Origin of the sequence: Streptomyces sp. NPDC001292 (assembly GCF_042896465.1) — a bacterium.
Lineage (GTDB): Bacteria > Actinomycetota > Actinomycetes > Streptomycetales > Streptomycetaceae > Streptomyces.
In genome coordinates this window covers 1-16,349 of sequence record NZ_JBIAXG010000060.1, presented here as the reverse complement: position 1 = coordinate 16,349, position 16,349 = coordinate 1, and the positions used below count along the sequence as shown (strand labels likewise).

17 protein-coding genes and 1 pseudogene are annotated in these 16,349 nt (G+C 70.9%); 11 read left to right on the top strand and 7 right to left on the bottom strand.

Annotated features, from left to right (window positions below):
• Window positions 1-244 precede the first annotated feature (244 nt).
• The 3 genes from ACFY4A_RS37640 to ACFY4A_RS37630 are packed head-to-tail and all read right to left on the bottom strand — an operon-like array spanning window position 245 to window position 2,366.
• On the bottom strand, window positions 245-1,000 hold the full coding sequence (locus ACFY4A_RS37640) for a class I SAM-dependent methyltransferase (RefSeq protein ID WP_390833817.1): 756 nt from the start codon (window positions 998-1,000) through the stop codon (window positions 245-247).
• Window positions 997-1,674 carry a DUF2064 domain-containing protein gene (locus ACFY4A_RS37635; RefSeq protein ID WP_390833816.1) on the bottom strand — a complete coding sequence of 226 codons (678 nt, stop codon included), beginning with the start codon at window positions 1,672-1,674 and terminating at the stop codon, window positions 997-999. Before ACFY4A_RS37635 ends, ACFY4A_RS37640 begins: the two co-directional genes overlap by 4 nt.
• The gene (locus ACFY4A_RS37630) at window positions 1,671-2,366 is read right to left on the bottom strand and encodes a glycosyltransferase family 2 protein (protein ID WP_390833815.1); all 696 of its coding nucleotides are present in this window, start codon (window positions 2,364-2,366) and stop codon (window positions 1,671-1,673) included. The genes ACFY4A_RS37635 and ACFY4A_RS37630 overlap by 4 nt, the downstream gene beginning before the upstream one ends.
• A 123-nt stretch (window positions 2,367-2,489) precedes the next feature.
• Between ACFY4A_RS37630 and ACFY4A_RS37625 the strand changes: the two genes are divergently transcribed.
• Both ACFY4A_RS37625 and ACFY4A_RS37620 read left to right on the top strand, forming a co-directional pair.
• Window positions 2,490-3,224, top strand: coding sequence for a response regulator transcription factor (locus tag ACFY4A_RS37625; RefSeq protein ID WP_390833814.1), 735 nt, complete (start codon window positions 2,490-2,492; stop codon window positions 3,222-3,224).
• Window positions 3,225-3,226: 2 nt separating this feature from the next.
• Window positions 3,227-4,339, top strand: coding sequence for a sensor histidine kinase (locus ACFY4A_RS37620; RefSeq protein ID WP_390833813.1), 1,113 nt, complete (start codon window positions 3,227-3,229; stop codon window positions 4,337-4,339).
• Between the two features lie 31 nt (window positions 4,340-4,370).
• On the opposite strand, the gene ACFY4A_RS37615 is transcribed toward ACFY4A_RS37620, so the two are convergent.
• The gene (locus ACFY4A_RS37615) at window positions 4,371-5,372 is read right to left on the bottom strand and encodes an NAD-dependent epimerase/dehydratase family protein (protein ID WP_390833812.1); all 1,002 of its coding nucleotides are present in this window, start codon (window positions 5,370-5,372) and stop codon (window positions 4,371-4,373) included.
• A 125-nt stretch (window positions 5,373-5,497) separates the two neighbouring features.
• Between ACFY4A_RS37615 and ACFY4A_RS37610 the strand changes: the two genes are divergently transcribed.
• Window positions 5,498-6,229 (top strand): flavodoxin family protein, encoded by a 732-nt coding sequence (locus ACFY4A_RS37610; RefSeq protein ID WP_390833811.1) that lies wholly within the window; start codon window positions 5,498-5,500, stop codon window positions 6,227-6,229.
• Window positions 6,230-7,191: 962 nt separating this feature from the next.
• Window positions 7,192-8,592, top strand: a complete 1,401-nt coding sequence (locus tag ACFY4A_RS37605) for a phosphatase PAP2 family protein (RefSeq protein WP_390833810.1) — start codon at window positions 7,192-7,194, stop codon at window positions 8,590-8,592.
• A gap of 462 nt (window positions 8,593-9,054) precedes the next feature.
• Here ACFY4A_RS37605 and ACFY4A_RS37600 read toward each other — a convergent pair whose 3' ends face one another.
• The gene (locus ACFY4A_RS37600) at window positions 9,055-10,209 is read right to left on the bottom strand and encodes an MFS transporter (RefSeq protein ID WP_390833834.1); all 1,155 of its coding nucleotides are present in this window, start codon (window positions 10,207-10,209) and stop codon (window positions 9,055-9,057) included.
• Window positions 10,210-10,232: 23 nt separating this feature from the next.
• A complete protein-coding gene (locus ACFY4A_RS37595) occupies window positions 10,233-10,799 on the bottom strand; it encodes a Chromate resistance protein ChrB (protein ID WP_390833809.1) in 567 nt (188 codons plus the stop codon).
• A 141-nt stretch (window positions 10,800-10,940) separates the two neighbouring features.
• Between ACFY4A_RS37595 and ACFY4A_RS37590 the strand changes: the two genes are divergently transcribed.
• Window positions 10,941-11,189 (top strand): hypothetical protein, encoded by a 249-nt coding sequence (locus tag ACFY4A_RS37590; RefSeq protein WP_390833808.1) that lies wholly within the window; start codon window positions 10,941-10,943, stop codon window positions 11,187-11,189.
• 223 nt (window positions 11,190-11,412) lie between these two features.
• Complete coding sequence (locus ACFY4A_RS37585; protein ID WP_390833807.1) at window positions 11,413-11,601, top strand: hypothetical protein; 189 nt, start codon at window positions 11,413-11,415, stop codon at window positions 11,599-11,601.
• Here the strand turns inward: ACFY4A_RS37585 and ACFY4A_RS37580 are convergent.
• Window positions 11,582-12,052, bottom strand: coding sequence for a GNAT family N-acetyltransferase (locus ACFY4A_RS37580; protein ID WP_390833806.1), 471 nt, complete (start codon window positions 12,050-12,052; stop codon window positions 11,582-11,584). The genes ACFY4A_RS37585 and ACFY4A_RS37580 overlap by 20 nt on opposite strands.
• A 318-nt stretch (window positions 12,053-12,370) precedes the next feature.
• Between ACFY4A_RS37580 and ACFY4A_RS37575 the strand changes: the two are divergent.
• The 5 genes and pseudogenes from ACFY4A_RS37575 to ACFY4A_RS37555 form a co-directional block, all read left to right on the top strand.
• Window positions 12,371-12,851 (top strand): annotated as a pseudogene (locus ACFY4A_RS37575) (IS5 family transposase); the annotation flags it as partial.
• Window positions 12,852-12,907: 56 nt separating this feature from the next.
• Window positions 12,908-13,141, top strand: a complete 234-nt coding sequence (locus tag ACFY4A_RS37570; protein WP_390833805.1) for a hypothetical protein — start codon at window positions 12,908-12,910, stop codon at window positions 13,139-13,141.
• Window positions 13,142-13,435: 294 nt separating this feature from the next.
• Entirely contained in the window at window positions 13,436-13,801 is a 366-nt protein-coding gene (locus tag ACFY4A_RS37565) for an RNHCP domain-containing protein (RefSeq protein WP_390833804.1), read from the top strand.
• A 26-nt stretch (window positions 13,802-13,827) separates the two neighbouring features.
• Complete coding sequence (locus tag ACFY4A_RS37560) at window positions 13,828-14,253, top strand: RNHCP domain-containing protein (RefSeq protein WP_390833803.1); 426 nt, start codon at window positions 13,828-13,830, stop codon at window positions 14,251-14,253.
• Between the two features lie 469 nt (window positions 14,254-14,722).
• On the top strand, window positions 14,723-16,168 hold the full coding sequence (locus ACFY4A_RS37555) for a Gfo/Idh/MocA family protein (RefSeq protein ID WP_390833802.1): 1,446 nt from the start codon (window positions 14,723-14,725) through the stop codon (window positions 16,166-16,168).
• Window positions 16,169-16,349: the final 181 nt, after the last annotated feature.

Below are 16,349 nucleotides of genomic sequence, written 5' to 3'. Positions count from 1 at the left end.
CCTACGCGGGTGTGCGGCTGCTCGCGGACGACTGGTTCGGCGTGGCGCTGTGGTTCGTGGGGGCGGCGCTGCTGCACGACCTCGTGCTGCTGCCCTTGTACGCGGTCGCGGACCGGGCGGTCGTACGGGGACTCGGCGCGGTCCGGCGCCGGGAGTGGGTACCGTACGTGCGTGTACCGGCAGCCCTGTCCGCGTTGCTCCTTCTCGTGTGGTTCCCGCTGATCAGCGGCATGGCGGGGCGGCGCTACCGGTTCGCCGCCGGGCTGCCGGCGGACGTGTTCCTCGCCCGCTGGCTGCTGATCACCGCCGTCCTCTTCGGCGGCTCGGCGCTGCTGCTGGCGCTGCGGCTGCGCAGGGCGGCGAAGCACCGTTTGCCGGCCGTCCACTGACCGGCCCGCTCCCAACCCTGTGCGTACTGGAGCAGCGCCCGTGTGCCGAGCCGCGCCCACGGGAAGAGGACGTCGGTCCCGCCGGCGTCGGTGAGGTCGACGACCTGCACCTGGGCGCGTTCGTCGACGTCCACCGGGGCGGTCTCGGCGATCAGCAGGCCCCCGGGGTGCAGGAGCCCGGCCACCCGGTCCAGGAGCGCACGCGGGTCGCCGCCGATGCCGACGTTGCCGTCCAAGAGCAGGACGGTGCCCCAGCGCCCCTCGCCGGGCAGCGGCTCGAAGACCGAGCGCCGCAGCGCCTGACCCCCGAGCCGCACGGTGTGGTCCACGGCGGCCTCGCTGACGTCGATGCCGAGGACGGTCCGGCCCCGGGCGGCGAGTTCCGCCACCAGTCGCCCGGGCCCGCACCCCACGTCCAGCACGGTTCCCTCGCACCGGTCCAGCACGTCCCGGTCGACCGCGTCGGCCCCGGCGCACCAGCGTTCCACCTCCAGCGGCAGCAGCCAGCCGTCGGCGCGGCGCAGGAACAGCGGGCCGCGGCCGGCGCGCAGGGCGGCGGCGTAGGGGCCGGCGGTCGCCCAGGGAAGGGCGGGGGCGGGCGGGGTGCTCATCGGGGTGCGGCCGGGCGCGAGGTCGGCTCCGTGGCCGGCGGCGAGTCGACCCCCGTGACCGGCCGCGCGACCGCCGTGCACCGGGCCAGCCGTGCGGCGAAGCGGCCGTGCGGGGCCACAGCGGCCACGGCACGGGCGTCGGCGGCGGTGTCGACGTCGCGCAGGTGCGGCAGGTTGTGCACCCGCAGGCCGGCGGTGAGGAGCCGGTTTCGTTGGGCCGCTCCCGTCATCGAGGTCGACATGGGCACGCCCCGCAGCAGGGCGGGATCGGGGTGCGCCAGGCCGATGGCCCAGAAGCCGCCGTCCTCGGCCGGGCCGAAGTGGGCGTCGCAGTCGGCGAAGTCCACGGTGAGCAACTCCGGCGTCACCTGCGGGGTGTCCATGCCGATGAGCAGGGCCGGGCCGTCGCAGCGCGCGAAGGCGTCGGCCAGCCGCTCGTCCAGCCCGCCCGCGCACTGCGGTACGACGTCGAAGCCGGGCGGCAGCCAGGGACCCGGGGTGCCGTCGAGGACGAGGACGCGCCGGGAGGCGGGCGTGGCCGCCACGGCGTGCAGGGTGTCCGCGAGGGCCGCCTCGGCCAACTGAGCCGCCTGACCGGGCGTGAACGGCGGGGTGAGCCGGGTCTTGACCCGGCCCGGCCGCGGCTCCTTGGCGATGACGAGGAGCGTGGTCAACGGACGGTTCCTCCTCCGTGCGCGGGGGATTCGCGCAACACACGGCTCATGTCCCGTACGGCCTGCCAGGTGCCGCGCCAGGTGCCCGTGACCTTCGAGGCTCCGGTGCGCGGCAGGTACGGCACGTCGTGCTCGGCGATCCGCCAGCCGGCGTCGGCCGCGCGGACGACCATCTGGAGCGGATAGCCGCTGCGCCGGTCGGTGAGGCCGAGGGCGAGCAGCGGCTCGCGGCGGGCGGCGCGCAAGGGACCGAGGTCGTGCAGGCGCAGCCCGGTGCGCCGGCGCAGCATCCGCGCGAGCGCGAGGTTGCCGGCGCGGGCGTGCGCGGGCCACGTGCCCCGGCCCTGCGGACGCCGTCGGCCGAGCACAAGGTCGGCCTCACCGCCCCGGACTTCGCGGACGAAGGGGACGAGGAGTGACGGGTCGAGGGAGGCGTCGCCGTCGCAGAAGCACACCACGTCGGCGGTGGCGGCGGTCAGCCCGGCGTGGCAGGCGGCGCCGAAGCCCCGGCGCGGCTCGCGCACGACGGTTGCGCCGCACGCGTGGGCGACCTCGGCCGAGCCGTCGGTGGAACCGTTGTCGACGACGAGCGCGCGCCAGCCCGGCGGGATCCGTTCGAGCACCCAGGGAAGGGCTTCGGCCTCGTTCAGGCAGGGCAGCACCACGTCGACGTCCGAAGGGGTCGTCGTCACGGTTTCACCCTACGCATGCGAATCGGGCATACCGGACTCCCGCTCCTTACGAAACGCGGACGTCCAAGGCCAAGGCGCTCTTCGGACTGCGCACCGGCGGCGGCGCGGTGCCAGGCTGGAGGCATGCAGCAGCAGCCGTACGAGCCCCTGGGGGCACAAGCCGCCGCCGGGTCTCCCCGGATCCTGGTCGTCGACGACGACCCGACCGTCGCCGAGGTCGTCGCCGGGTATCTGGTCCGCGCCGGGTACGTCGTCGACCGCGCCGACGACGGCCCGACGGCCCTCACCCGTGCCACCGCGCACTGGCCGGACCTGGTGGTGCTCGACCTGATGCTGCCCGGCATGGACGGCCTGGAGGTGTGCCGGCGGATCCGCGGCCACGGCCCAGTGCCGGTCATCATGCTCACCGCCCGCGGTGACGAGGACGACCGCATCCTGGGCCTGGAGGTCGGCGCCGACGACTACGTCACCAAGCCCTTCAGCCCCCGCGAGCTGGTGCTGCGCGTGGAGTCGGTGCTGCGCCGCAGCAGGCCCGCCGCCACCGGACACCAACTGGGAGCGGCCGGTCTGACCGTCGATCCGGCAGCCCGCCGGGCCACCAAGAACGGCACCGGACTCGCCCTCACCCTCCGCGAGTTCGACCTGCTCTCCTTCTTCCTGCGCCACCCGGGGCGGGCCTGCAGCCGCGAAGACCTGATGCGCGAGGTGTGGGGCTGGGACTTCGGCGACCTGTCGACCGTCACGGTCCACGTCCGCCGCCTGCGCAGCAAGGTGGAGGACGACCCGGCCCGGCCCCGCCTGATCCAGACCGTGTGGGGCGTGGGCTACCGCTTCGACCCCACCGGCGAGGAGGACTGACCGTGCGAGACACCCTCCTCATCGCCCTGTACGCCTTCGCCGGTGCCGCCGCCACGGGACTCGCCGGAGCGGGCGTACTGCGCCTGATCCGGCGCCGCTCGCTGACCGCCTCGCTCGCCGTGGTCGCGGCGGTCGGGGTCGTCGCGATGCTCGCGGGCACGCTCGCCGTCGCCTGGGCGATGTTCCTGTCGCCGCACGACCTGACCGTCGTCACGACCGTCGTCGCCATGGCGGCCGTCGTCTCCCTGGCCACCGCGCTGCTGCTGGGCCGGTGGGTCGTCGCCCGCAGCCGCGAACTCGCCGTGGCCGCACGCTCCCTCGGCGACGGCGCCGACTTCACCGCCCCCGACGGCCCGGCGACCGCCGAACTGGAGTCCCTGAGCCGCGAGTTGACGGCCACCAGCGCCAGACTCGCCCAATCCCGGGAGCGGGAACGCGCGCTGGAGACCTCCCGGCGCGAACTCGTCGCCTGGATCTCGCACGACCTGCGCACTCCGCTGGCCGGCCTGCGCGCCATGTCGGAGGCCCTGGAGGACGGCGTCGCCGCCGACCCCGACCGCTACCTGAAACAGATGCGCACCGAGGTCGAGCGCCTCAACGACATGGTCGGCGATCTCTTCCAGCTCTCCCGCATCCACGCCGGCACGCTGCCCCTGGCCCCCACCCGGATCTCCCTGTACGACCTGGTCGGCGACGCGCTGGCGGGAGCCGACCCGCTCGCCCGGGAACACGGGGTGCGGCTGGTGGGCGGCCGCATCGAACCGGTACCGGTGGAGGTGGACGGCAAGGAGATGAGCCGGGTGCTGGGCAACCTGCTGGTCAACGCCATCCGCCGGACGCCGGCCGACGGCACGGTCGCCATCGCTGCGGAACGTTCCCCCGAGGGCGTCGTGCTGTCGGTGACGGATGGCTGCGGCGGCATCCCCGAGGAGGACCTGCCACGCGTCTTCGACACCGGCTGGCGCGGCACGCACGCCCGGACACCCCCGGCCGGCGCGGGCCTGGGCCTCGCCATCGTCCGGGGGATCGTGGAAGCACACCAGGGCCGGACCACTGTACGCAACATTCCCGGCGGCTGCCGTTTCGAGGTGGTGCTGCCCGCCGCCGCTTCCTGACCGCGGGCAGTGCCACCGGTCCACCGCGGTCCTACGCCCCCCGCATTCCGGCCCGCGCGAACTCCGCCATGCCCTCCTCGAAACCGACCTCCGGCCTCCAACCCAGCCCGTCCCGCAGCCGCGACGAGTCCGCGGTGATGTGCCGTACGTCCCCGAGCCGGTACTCGCCGGTGACGACCGGCTCGGGCCCGCCGTACGCGGCGGCCAGCGCTCGCGCCATCTCGCCGACGGTGCGCGGTTCACCGCTGCCGGTGTTGTATGCCGTGAGTACACCCTGGGCGGCCTCCGCCTCCAGCGCCACCACGTTGGCCGCCGCCACGTCCCGGACGTGCACGAAGTCCCTCAGTTGCCGCCCATCCTCGAACACGCGCGGTGCCTGGCCCCGGGCGAGCGCCGAGCGGAAGAAGGAGGCGACGCCGGCGTACGGGGTGTCGCGCGGCATTCCGGGCCCGTACACGTTGTGGTAGCGCAGCGACACCGCCGACCCGCCGGTGCAGCGGGCCCAGGCGGCGGCCAGGTGCTCCTGGGCGAGCTTGGTCGCCGCGTACACGTTCCGGGGATCGGCCGGGGCGTCCTCGCCGACCAGGCCGGAGGAGAGTCCTTCCCCGCACACCGGGCAGGCGGGCTCGAACCGGCCCGCGTCGAGGTCGGCGACGGCACGCGGCCCGGGCCGTACGACCCCGTGCCGCGGGCACTCGTACCGCCCCTCCCCGTAGACGACCATCGACCCGGCCAGCACGAGAGGCCCGACGCCGGCCTCCGCCATGGCGGCGAGCAACACGGCGGTGCCCAGGTCGTTGCGCGAGACGTACTTTGCCGCGTCGGCGACCCCGTTGCCGAGCCCGACCATCGCGGCCTGGTGGCACACGGCGTCCACACCGGACAGGGCGCGACCGACGGCTGCCGGGTCCCGCACGTCGGCACCGGGATCCCCCCGCACGTCGAACACGAGCGGCTCATGTCCGCGCTCCCGGAGCGCGGCGACGACATGGGACCCGATGAACCCGGCACCGCCGGTGACCAGTACGCGCATACGGCCACGCTAGTTCCGCACCGGCGCCGCACCACGGGACCACGCCCGTACGTCATGACTCCGTAAGGCATGCACGGGTGCGTCGAACCAGGACAGAACGGAAACCGTGCGAGAGGCTGCCGTCCATGACAGCCTCACCCTCCACCGACACCCCGTACCGCTACGACGACGTGACCGCCCTCTACGTCAACTGCACCCTCAAACCGTCCCCGCAGCTCAGCCACACCCAGGGTCTGATCGACAAGAGCCGGGCCATCATGGAGGCCGCCGGCGTGACCACGGTCCTGATCCGCGCCGTGGACCACGACATCGCACCCGGCGTCTACCCGGACATGACCGAGCACGGCTTCACCTCCGACGCCTGGCCCGGGCTGTACGAGAAGGTGATGGCCGCCGACATCCTCGTGCTCGCCGGCCCGATCTGGCTGGGCGACAACAGCTCCGTCACCAAGCAGGTCATCGAGCGTCTCTATGCCTGCTCCTCGCTGCTCAACTCCCAGGGCCAGTACGCCTACTACGGCCGCGTCGGCGGCTGTCTGATCACCGGCAACGAGGACGGCGTGAAGCACTGCGCCATGAACGTCCTCTACAGCCTCCAGCACCTCGGCTACACGATCCCGCCTCAGGCGGACGCCGGCTGGATTGGCGAGGCCGGCCCCGGGCCGTCGTACCTCGACCCGGGCTCGGGCGGCCCGGAGAACGACTTCACCAACCGCAACACCACCTTCATGACCTGGAACCTGATGCACCTCGCCGCCCTGCTGAAGCGCGCCGGAGGCCTCCCCGCCCACGGCAACAAGCGCTCGCAGTGGGACGCCGGCTGCCGCCCGGGTGCGGACAACCCCGAGCACCGCTGACCGATCCCCGGCGGACGCAAGGGTTTCGTCGTCCGCCAGGCAACCCAGGACGGCCGTCGGCCCAGGGCGCGCAAAGGGCCGCCGCCCTCAGTAGGACTGGGCAACCCCAGGTTGCTGACCTGGGGTTTCTCTCTGGAGCGGGTGACGAGGATCGAACTCGCGCTCTCAGCTTGGGAAGCGACGGCACTTGTGCGCCCACATGGCTATTGACCTGCGCAGATCCGCTGTGCTTCCCTCCCCGTGAGGGGCCTGGGGCACCGCTGTCGACTGTGGCTGTCCGCCCCGACGGGCACACCAAGGGCACGGGTGGCGTGCAGGGGGCGGACCGAGGGGGTATGAGGTGTCTCGGGGCTTTGGGAGATGTATCGGGATCGCGGGCGAAGTGGCCGCTCCGCCCATGCGCATACCTCGATCGGACCTGCCCCGACAGCGGGTGCCGCGAGGCCGATGCATGTTCCTCATACGGCGGCCTCGTGCCCCTGCCGTAGTGATCCTCGTGCGCCCGCCGAACGAACCCCCTGACATCGCCGTCACCGCTGTTGCACCGCAGGTTTCCACGGGCGTCGCCCATGACGACGCCCGTCCTGCCGCTCGCCGGTGATGTTGCCGGCTGGATGAGCGTTACAGGAAGCGCACCAGTCGGAGAACGCCCTCACGCAGGAGCCGGGGTCGTCGTCTCAGGCGGCCTGCTGCGATGGGCGCGACCAACCGTGCTGAGAACAGCGGTAGTCGGGCTGTTGTCACCGTCGTAGGCGGGGTTGCCAAGACGATGTCCCGTACCAGAGCCGGGGGGCGGCTCGCGGGACGGCGACGGACTTGCGGCAACCAGGGCTGTGATCTTTCCGTCTTGCTTCGGCGGGCAGTTCTTCGTGAGGGAAAAGCGGTTCCGGCCGGAAGGTGACGAGCGAACCCCGCCCCCCGATATGACCAACATCTAACAAAGCGGCCAAGAATTGAGATACATGCCACCACGGGACTTTTCGCGAATAAACCGGAGAACCGCGTTCTCTGCGTGGCGTCGACCGCGGGCGAGACTCTGGGCCGTGGCGGGTGTCGCGGCCCTAGGATTCCTCATCGTGCTGGAGTTCGCCGCGCGTCGCTACGGCCTGCCAGGGCCGATCACCAACCAGGTGCGAGAGGTGGTGGTCGCCCCCAAGTCGGGCGGCCTGTTGTACGCCGCTATGGCGTTGATGATGGTGGTCCTCACCTGGCGGCAACGGTTCATCGCGGCGTGTGCGGCGATCGGAATCGATATCGCCTTCTCGCTGATCCGGTGGGCGGTCGACGCCAAGACGACCGGCGGCCACCCCTTCGGCAACGGTGCATTGTGGGTGATTCTGGGCTACGCGGTCATCGCTGTCACTCACCGCACCGGCCGGGAACGTGTCCTGCTGCTGAAGGGCGTCGGGCTGGGCCTGCTGCTGGTGGCCGGCCGCAAGACCGGCGACACATGGCTGCTCATCACCTCGAAGACCCGCCCAGCAGTGCTCGACCAGTACGTGGCAACAGCCGATTATGTGTTGGGCAATCCGTCGTGGCTGGTAGGCCGGGTTGTCAGGGCCACCGGGTCCATCGGCTTCAATTTCCTCGACATCGTCTACGGTCAACTAGCGGTGGCCGCAGTCGTTGTCGCGCTGTACCAACTGCGCGGCGTGGCGGTCGAGCGCCGCTTCCCGGGCCATCACCTGGTGCGCACCTTTCTGGTGATCGGCCTTCTCGGACCGGCCTTCTACATGATCTTCCCGGTGGTTGGACCGGTCTTCGCCTACGGCACCGGCACCGAGTACTGGGCGACGGTCAGCCTGTGGTCGGCGGAGATTCCGTCAAGCGGGCACTGGGCGGTGGCCGACCTGTGGCCACAAACGCCCCCGCCGATCAATACCCCGCACCCCATGCCATTCGACGAGATCACCCCGCGGAACTGCATGCCCAGCCTGCACACGGCGTGGGCTGCCGCGATCTTCATCCATTCCCGGAAGGGCCCACGCATTCTGCGGTACGCAGGCACGTTCTGGCTGATTGCCACGCTCGCCGCAACGCTGGGCTTCGGCTACCACTACGGCGTGGATCTCATTGCCGGCGTGGTGTTTGCGCTCACGATCGAGGCGGTTCTGCGGTCGCTCGACCGCGGCTGGGATCGATCCGGGATCAGGCTGGTCGCTTACGCAGCAACGGTCTTCGCTGCGCTGTTGGTGTCTTACCGCTTCCTGCCGTTGAAGATGGCCGAGCATCCGTGGGTGTCCGGACCACTGCTCATGCTGGCGATGACCTCAGTGGTCTACGGCTACGTACGGACCACCGCGGCGTGGGAACCGAGGGCCACACCAGCGCGACAACCGGAACCGCAGCCAGAACCGATCTGAATCGTGTTGCACCAGGTTGTCGGCTGCGCGCCGTCCGAGTGAGGCCGGGATGCCGGCGTCAAGGCTTTGGGGCGGTGTCAGGCGAGGCGCGAGCCCCGCCGCAGTGTTCTTGCGGGAACGGCAGGGTGAGGCTGTCGCCGACTGCGTCCGTCACGCCGTCAGCCGCCAAACTCACTTCCGACCTGGACTTCTGACCGTATTGCGCCACCCTCGCCTCGGGCTCGGGAACCCGGACGCCGACACCGGACGCCTTGACGCCGCCGAACGGTGCGCAGGTCGCGGACGTTGCAGTGCGGTGGGCCCCGCGGGGCGGGGCCCACCGGCGTGCGGCAGACGTCAGCTGGCGCCGCACTGACCCCGCACGGTGAACGGAAGGCTTTCGTAGCCCGAGACGTCGTACGAACCGAGGGAGCCGTCGGCGGCCGCCGTCGCGGCGAGCGGAAGAAGCCGGGTGACGCTCGCTCACGTCTCCCCTTTGGGCGCGGCGGCTGCAGTGCGGTGGTGAGTGAGCGCGAGTGCCGCACCCGCCGCGAGGAGAGCGGCGAGGGCCGCGTAGCCGTACGACAGGGCGGACCCGGCGGCGACACCGCCGACCAGTAGCGGTCCGCCCGCGTCACCGAGTTCGCGGCCGAGTTCGGCGGCGCCCATGGTCTGGCCGAGGCGCTCGGCGGGGGTTGCGGCGGCCAGGGCGGCGAAGCCGAGCGGGGTGATCAGGCCGGTGCCGGTGCCGATGAGGGCGGCCGCGGTCAGCACCCCGGTCAGGCCTGGGAGCAGGGCGCAGCCCAGGCCGGCTGCGGTGAGCAGGAGCCCGGCGGTGAGGCCGCCGCGCGGGGTGAGGCTTCCGTCGTCCAGGGCGCGCCCGGCGTGGGGCTGGACGAGCGCCGCGCACGCGGCGAGGACCGACACGGCGGCGCCGGTGGCGACGGTGCCCAGTCCGGCGGCGCGGCCGGAGACCGGAAGGAAGCCCACCCCGACCGACAGGGCGGCGGTTGCGGCGGCCAGGGCCGCGGTCGGGGCGAGGAAGGACGGGTCGGCCAGGCGCCGGGCCAGGTCCAGCACCGTCTGCCGGGCCCTGGGCAGCGGGGGGACGACGGGGACGGCGAGCGCGGCCCAGGCGGCGACCGCCGCACCGAGCACTGCCAGCACCGCGAAGAGCAGGCGCAGACCGCCGGCCCACACCAGGAGGCCGCCGAGCAGCGGGCCGAGGGTGTAGCCGATCGACTTGTAGAAGCCGTAGGAGCCGAATGCCCGCCCGTGCTTGGCCGCCGGATTCAGCCGTGCGACGAGCGCCGAGGCGGACGGGGAGAAGGCCGAGGCGGCCGCGCCTTGGCCCAACCGGGCCGCCCACAGCCATCCAGGGCTGTCCGCGACCACGTACACGGCGGAAGCGGCGGCGAAGGCGACCAGCCCGCCCAGCAGCACCGGACGGGCGCCGATCCGGTCGGCGAGCGTGCCGAAGACCGGCTTGAGGATCACCTCGGCCCCGTCATACAGGGCGAGCAGCCCGCCGAGCACGAGCAGGGAGGTGACGGCGTCTTCGGAGAAGCCGCCGAGGTTGGCGGCGATGCCGTGGGCGCCGAAGGCGGTGGTGAACCCGGCCGCGTACAGCGGCCACATGTGCCGTGCCGGGGCCGACTGGGTCATCGCTGGTCCTCCGGCCTCTCGTGCAGGGCGCGGAAGACGCGTTCGGCGTAGTCCTCGCAGGCGGTGGTGCAGTCCTTGAGCCGCTTGGTGGCCTCGGCCGCCTCCGGCGCGCCGAACACGTCGCGGGCGGTCAGGTCGCGGTGCCAGCGCCGCAGCCGCTCCAGCGACTGCTCCTCCTCTTCCAGTTCGGCCAGGGTGAACTTCTGGTTGCGGATCTCCTTGGCCAGTTCCTTCTCGAACTTGCCGCAGTCGGCCAGGAACTCCGTCCAGTCGCACGAGCGTGCGGCGGTGAACAGCGCCTGGAAGCGGGCGGCGTCCTCGGGGCTGCGCCCGGAGGCGTTCAGGGTCACGGCCTGGCCGTCGGCCTGTTCGGTCAGCGTGATCGCGCGGGCGATGCCGTCGGCGCAGACCGGCACGTCCGGTACGGCCCACACGCCCTGGCCGAGGGAGAGCGCGCCGATCTTGCGCAGTTCCCGCCAGACCGCCACGCGGTGCCGGGACGGTTCGGCGGGCAGCTTGATCACAAGGAGCAGCCAGCGGCTTTCTGGTTCTGAGTTGGGCACATCAAGGAATGTAACACTTGTTACATCAGTCGCTGTACCGACGACTGCCGTGAGCGGGCCGCGGTCATGCAGTGACCATGCCCGTGGCGACCGGGCCGAACAGCAGCACGCCGACGGCCAGGCGGTAGGTGACGAAAGGCCTTGAAGGAGTCCGTCCGCCACATCCCCGCCCGCGCCAAGGACGCCGCCCTGGGCACCCTCGGCCGCCGCACCACGCTCGCCGGCGCCGACCCCGTGCCCCGCCGTGTCGCCGCCCTCCTCGCCGCGCCTCTCCGCCGTCACCCCGCCCTCGCCGCCGCGAACGCGACCGTCCTCGCCGCCGCGACCCTGTCGACTGCCGAAGCCGCCCACGACCTCCACCTCCTACTGAAAGCCGTTGGCGCCTGGTAGTCCGGTCGGCAGCCCGGGAGCGGTGAACGAACTGACGATCGGGGACGGCCCGGCCGCGCGATGACCTTTGGCGAAGGCTGGCACACCGTGGTCTCAGAAAGCCCGTGGTGGCGGTCGATTCCTTGTCGGATGAGCAGGCAGCCCGGTACGGGGCGTTCCACGGATCGCCGTCTCGTGCGGATCGGAGCGGTACTTCTTCCTGGATGACTCGGATCCGGAGAAGGTGCGGGCCGAGCGGCGTGCGCACAACCGGCTCGGGTTCGCGGTCCAGTTGAGGAGCGTGCGGCTTCAGGCGGACATGAAGCTGGTGGGCATCGACTTCCAGCTGCCCACCAGCTGCTTCGTCGTCCGACCAGTGGAGGTCACGTCCGTCCGGCGCTTCCTGTGCGAACTCACCGAGCGGGGAAGGTGAGCCGCAGAACGATCTCGCCGTCGTCGATCTCCCCGGTGGGCTCGAACCCGAACTTCTGGTAGAAGGGCCATGGTTCGCCGTCGCCGGGGTCGTAGCTGGTCAGCAGCTCGGTGGCGCCGTCCGCGCGAACCAGGGCGACGATCTGCGTGAGCACCTCTCGGCCGATCCCTCGCCTCTGGTACCGCTTGTCGACGAGGAGGCGCCAGATGAAGTGCCGTCCTTGGAAAGGACCGGTCGGCGGCTTCCAGGACAGCATCACGAAGCCGACCGGCTCGTCGCCACGGTACACGGCGCGGTACCAGGGATTGGCCTCCGGTGTCTTCGCCGCCTCCTTGAGCGACTTGGACACGGAGGCGACGAACTGCTTCTGGTCACGTCGGACGCGTAGGGCACGAACGGCGTCCCGGTTGTCGTCGGTGATCTCCCGTAGGCGCACGCCTGGCGACCTCATGCCACACCCCTTCCTGCATCCGGCAGCTGCGCCGTCCGGGCCGACGTGGAGAGCCGCCACTGCGCGGCATTCCCTTGTGCCTACGCGTTGTCAGGGACGCCAGGTTGGGCGTCTTCGCAGCGTATTCCACGCAGGCGGACCGGAGCGGGACCGGCACGCCGGGCTGTGGCCGCGTCCGAGGCCGCTTCTGGTCAAGGGCAGCTCGGCCTGCCTGACGTCGCGATGCTCGGCAGAACCCTCTGGCCGGCGTGTGAACTGGAGCAGGCCGGCCCCCCAGTGGGGCGTCGCAAAGGGGCACAGGCGGGCCCGCCCGACGAACCCGCCATCGGCCGATCCCGCGGCGGCTGACGACGAAGATGCGCCTTGCTGCCGACTCCGGCTGCCCGCCCTCGCGTTCGTACCCACCGCCGGGCAGGCCGACGACGCACCCGCCTTCACGGACGTGATGACCCGTTTGCGTTTTCCCCGCCGCCGCGGCAGGCCGCGAACCCGGCCGGACCTTGTCCTGGCGGACAAGGCGCACTCGCCCCGCGCGATCCGCGACCACCTGCGCGATCGCGGCATCCGAGCAGTCATCCCCGTCCCGGCGGACCAGCGAAGTCACCGGCTGCGACGAGGCAGCCGGGGCGGCATACCACCAGCCTTCGACGGCGAGGCCTGCAAGCAGCGCAACACCGTCGAGCGGTGCATCAACCGCCTGCAGCAATGGCGAGGCATCGCCACTCGCTACGAGAAGACCGCCACCATCCACCTGGCCGGACTCCACATCGCAGGCATCTTCCTCTGGTCCGCCCGTTGATCCAAACGAAAGCCCCTCGTAGCCGCTTACCTGTGACTTCACGGCTTGACCGGGCCGTGGCCGTGGTGATGCCGTTGGCCTGGCTGCCGGCGGACGGCGACGTGTACGCGAGGCTGCTGCCCGTCCTGGTCGCACACGAAGCCGTGCTGTCCTCGACCACCGAGGGCGACACCGTGCGCCTGCCCAGCTCCCCGATCCAGTCGATCGCCGCCTGCCTGCATGGTCGTGAACCGCTGCGGCAGTCCTGTCGTCCTGCGGGAGTCCGGGGCGGTACCGGTTTAATGCGTTGACGTGCACTGCGATGGCCTTGTTAACCTGCAGGTCCTCGCTTCATTCCCGTCTGGGCTGTATGCCTCAGGAAAGGGTGTTTTATGCCCCGGCCTGCGCCGAGCGTGCCTCGCCTCACCGCATAACCGTCTGGCTGCCCTGCCGCCACGCGTGTGGTTGTGCGTGTCCGGTGCTCGGTTCTGCGCGCCACCCACATGGCTTCCGTGTGCCTGTGGTGTCCGTGTGACCACTTTCCGCCGAGGCCGCTCGGCCTGCTCTTGCTGTCATGACCGACTTCTCAGCAAGGAGCGCCCCGGGTGTCCAGCAACAACGCCCACAACACTCTGAAGATCGAAACTTTCACTTGCGCGTGGTGCGGTTTGACCGTGTCCGTCGTCGCCGGCGACGGCAAACGGCGCAACCACTGTCCGTCGTGCCTGCACTCCCGCCACGTTCTCGATCACATCGAGGGCGGCGCGAGTCAGTGCCACGGGCGGATGTCCCCGATCGCCATCGCGGTGCTGCGCACCGGTGAATGGATGGTCATCCACCGCTGCGTACGGTGCGACGAACTGACCTCGAACCCAACATGCGCCGATGACAACCAGCTCGTCCTGATGCGGATGGCCGTACGGCCGCTGGCCCAACCGCCGTTCCCGCTCGAAGCGTTCGGCACCCTCTGACCGGCCCGGAAAGGGGGAGGGAACCCATGCCACGACGCACCAACTCGCCCGGGTCCGGCCAGATTCGACGCCCGCAACGGCACAAGGACGTCCTGCGCAGCCGGGGCGGGCACCGGGCGAATGGCTTCCGCTGTGCGGGCTGCCGCCTGGATGTCTCCTTGGACGCAGCGGGCACCTCGCACCGCAACCACTGCCCGAACTGCCTGGTCAGTCTCCACGTCGACCGCAAGGTACCCGGCGACCGGGCCTCGGACTGCCGCGGCCGGATGGAAGCACTGTGCATGTCGGTCCGGTCGGACGGCGAATGGACGATCATCCACCAGTGCCAGTCCTGCGGCGAGCTCAGCGCCAACCGCATCGCCGGCGACGACAATGCACTGGCCCTGGTCCGCCTCGCGCTCAGGCCGCTGAAGAACATCGGCATCGCACACCGCGCGCTGCTCACCCTGTGACCATGCCCGGGGAAGCCGGGGGAAGGCCACCACGCCAACCCCCGGCTCCCTCATGGCCGGCTTCAGGGCGGCCCTCGCCGAGACGACCGCACTGACCGCCGCCCTGTACCAGCACCGCCGAGTCGGCAGCCCGTAGCGAAGTCACCCGGGCTCCGCTACGGACTGCCGGTCGGTCCGCGAACCGCGACGAACGCGACGCCGCAGGGCCAACCCCCGCGTCATCAAACGCAAAGTCAGCCGGCCCTCAAGCGGGCCACCCACCGCGTGGCAGACCGCCCACGTGTTCCGGCCATGACCATCGTCGGCGCCACCAAGCCCAAACGGGCCAAGCACACATCAACTCCCTGAATTACCCGTAAGGCGAGGCGGCGATGTCAAAAAGTCCGACTGTCTTGCCTCTTGAGTATCCGTCGTACCTCCCGCAGGGTGGCAAGCGCTTGCAGCGAACCAATCCAGCGACGGAGGTCCGATGCACGACGAGAACGCGACACCGGTCCCTGACGACTCATCCGACGGCTACTCCCGGCGCGCGATGCTGCGTGGTGTCGGCATCGCCGGAGCGGGCCTCGGCCTTGGCGCCTTGACCGGTGGCACGGCACACGCCGACGGCGCCCGGGCTGTGGCCGCTCCCGCCGCCGGCCAGGCCACCGACGCGGCACCCGCCCGCAAGGGCGAGACGATGATCGGGGTGCCGTTCGAAGGACGCGGAACTGTGCGGGTCGGCATGATCGGGCTCGGCAACCGCGGCGGCGGCATGATCGACCTGTTTCTGGCGATGCCTGGCGTCCAGGTCGTCGCCCTGTGCGATCCGGTCAAGGAGAAGACCGCGAGAGCCGCGCAGAAGGTGTCGGACGCGGGCCAGCCTGCGCCCGCGACGTACACGAAGGGCGAGGACGACTTCGAGAACCTGTGCAAGCGCGGCGACATCGACTTCGTGTACGTGGCGACGCCGTGGGACTGGCACTTCGAGATGGCGAAGACGGCGATGCTGAACGGAAAGCACGTCGGTGTGGAGTGCCCGATCGCCCTCCGGCTCGATCAGCTGTGGGAGCTGGTCGACCTGTCCGAGCGCACGCGACGGCACTGCATGCAGTTGGAGAACTGCTGCTACGGCCGCAATGAGATGCGGGTGCTGCGCATGGCGCACGCCGGGAAGTTCGGGCGGCTGCTGCACGGCGCCGGCGCGTACATCCACGATCTGCGCGGTCTGATGTTCGATCCGCACTATTACGAGGGTCCGTGGCGGCGGCTGTGGCACACACGGCTGCGCGGCGACCTCTACCCGAATCACGGGTTCGGCCCGGTCGCCAACTACATGGACATCAACCGTGGTGACCGCGTCACCCACATCTCCAGCTTCGGGACGCCCTCGTTGGGACTCGCCGAGTACCGCGAGGCCAAGATGCCGCACGGCGACCCGAGCTGGAAGGAGACGTACATCGAAAGCGACCGCACGATCAGCCTCGTCCAGACGGCGAAGGGGCGCGTGATCCGGCTGGAGCACGATGTCTCCACACCACACCCCTACTCGCGGATCAACAGCCTCGGCGGCACGAAGGGTGTCTTCGAGGACTACCCCGCGCGCATCTATATAGAGCCGGACCACGCCAACGACAGCTGGGGCGACTTCTCGAAGTACTCCGACTGGGATCACTGGCTCTGGAAGGAGCACTCCAACCCGCCCGGCGGGCACGGCGGTATGGACTACATCATGGTGTTCCGCCTGATGCAGTGCATGCGGCTCGGCCTGGTGCCCGACTTCGATGTGTACGACGCGGCGACCTGGACATCGCCGGTGCCGCTCAGCCATGCGTCGATCAAGGCGAACGGCGCGCCCCAGCCGATCCCCGATTTCACCCGGGGCCTGTGGGAGAAGGCACGCTCGGGCGTGGACTCGCAGAAGCCGGAGGAGTAACGGTCCGAGCGAGGTGAGACCGAGCCGCAGGCCCGGTGCGAAGTGGCGCACCGGGCCTGCGACAACCATCTCAGGTCCTCTGAGCTCGGCTTACTGGGACTCTTGCAGAAAGCCCCGGCGTTCACGCCGGGGATGAATGCATCTCAAGACTGCTCTGGCGTGCACCTTAGAGCGGGCGTTT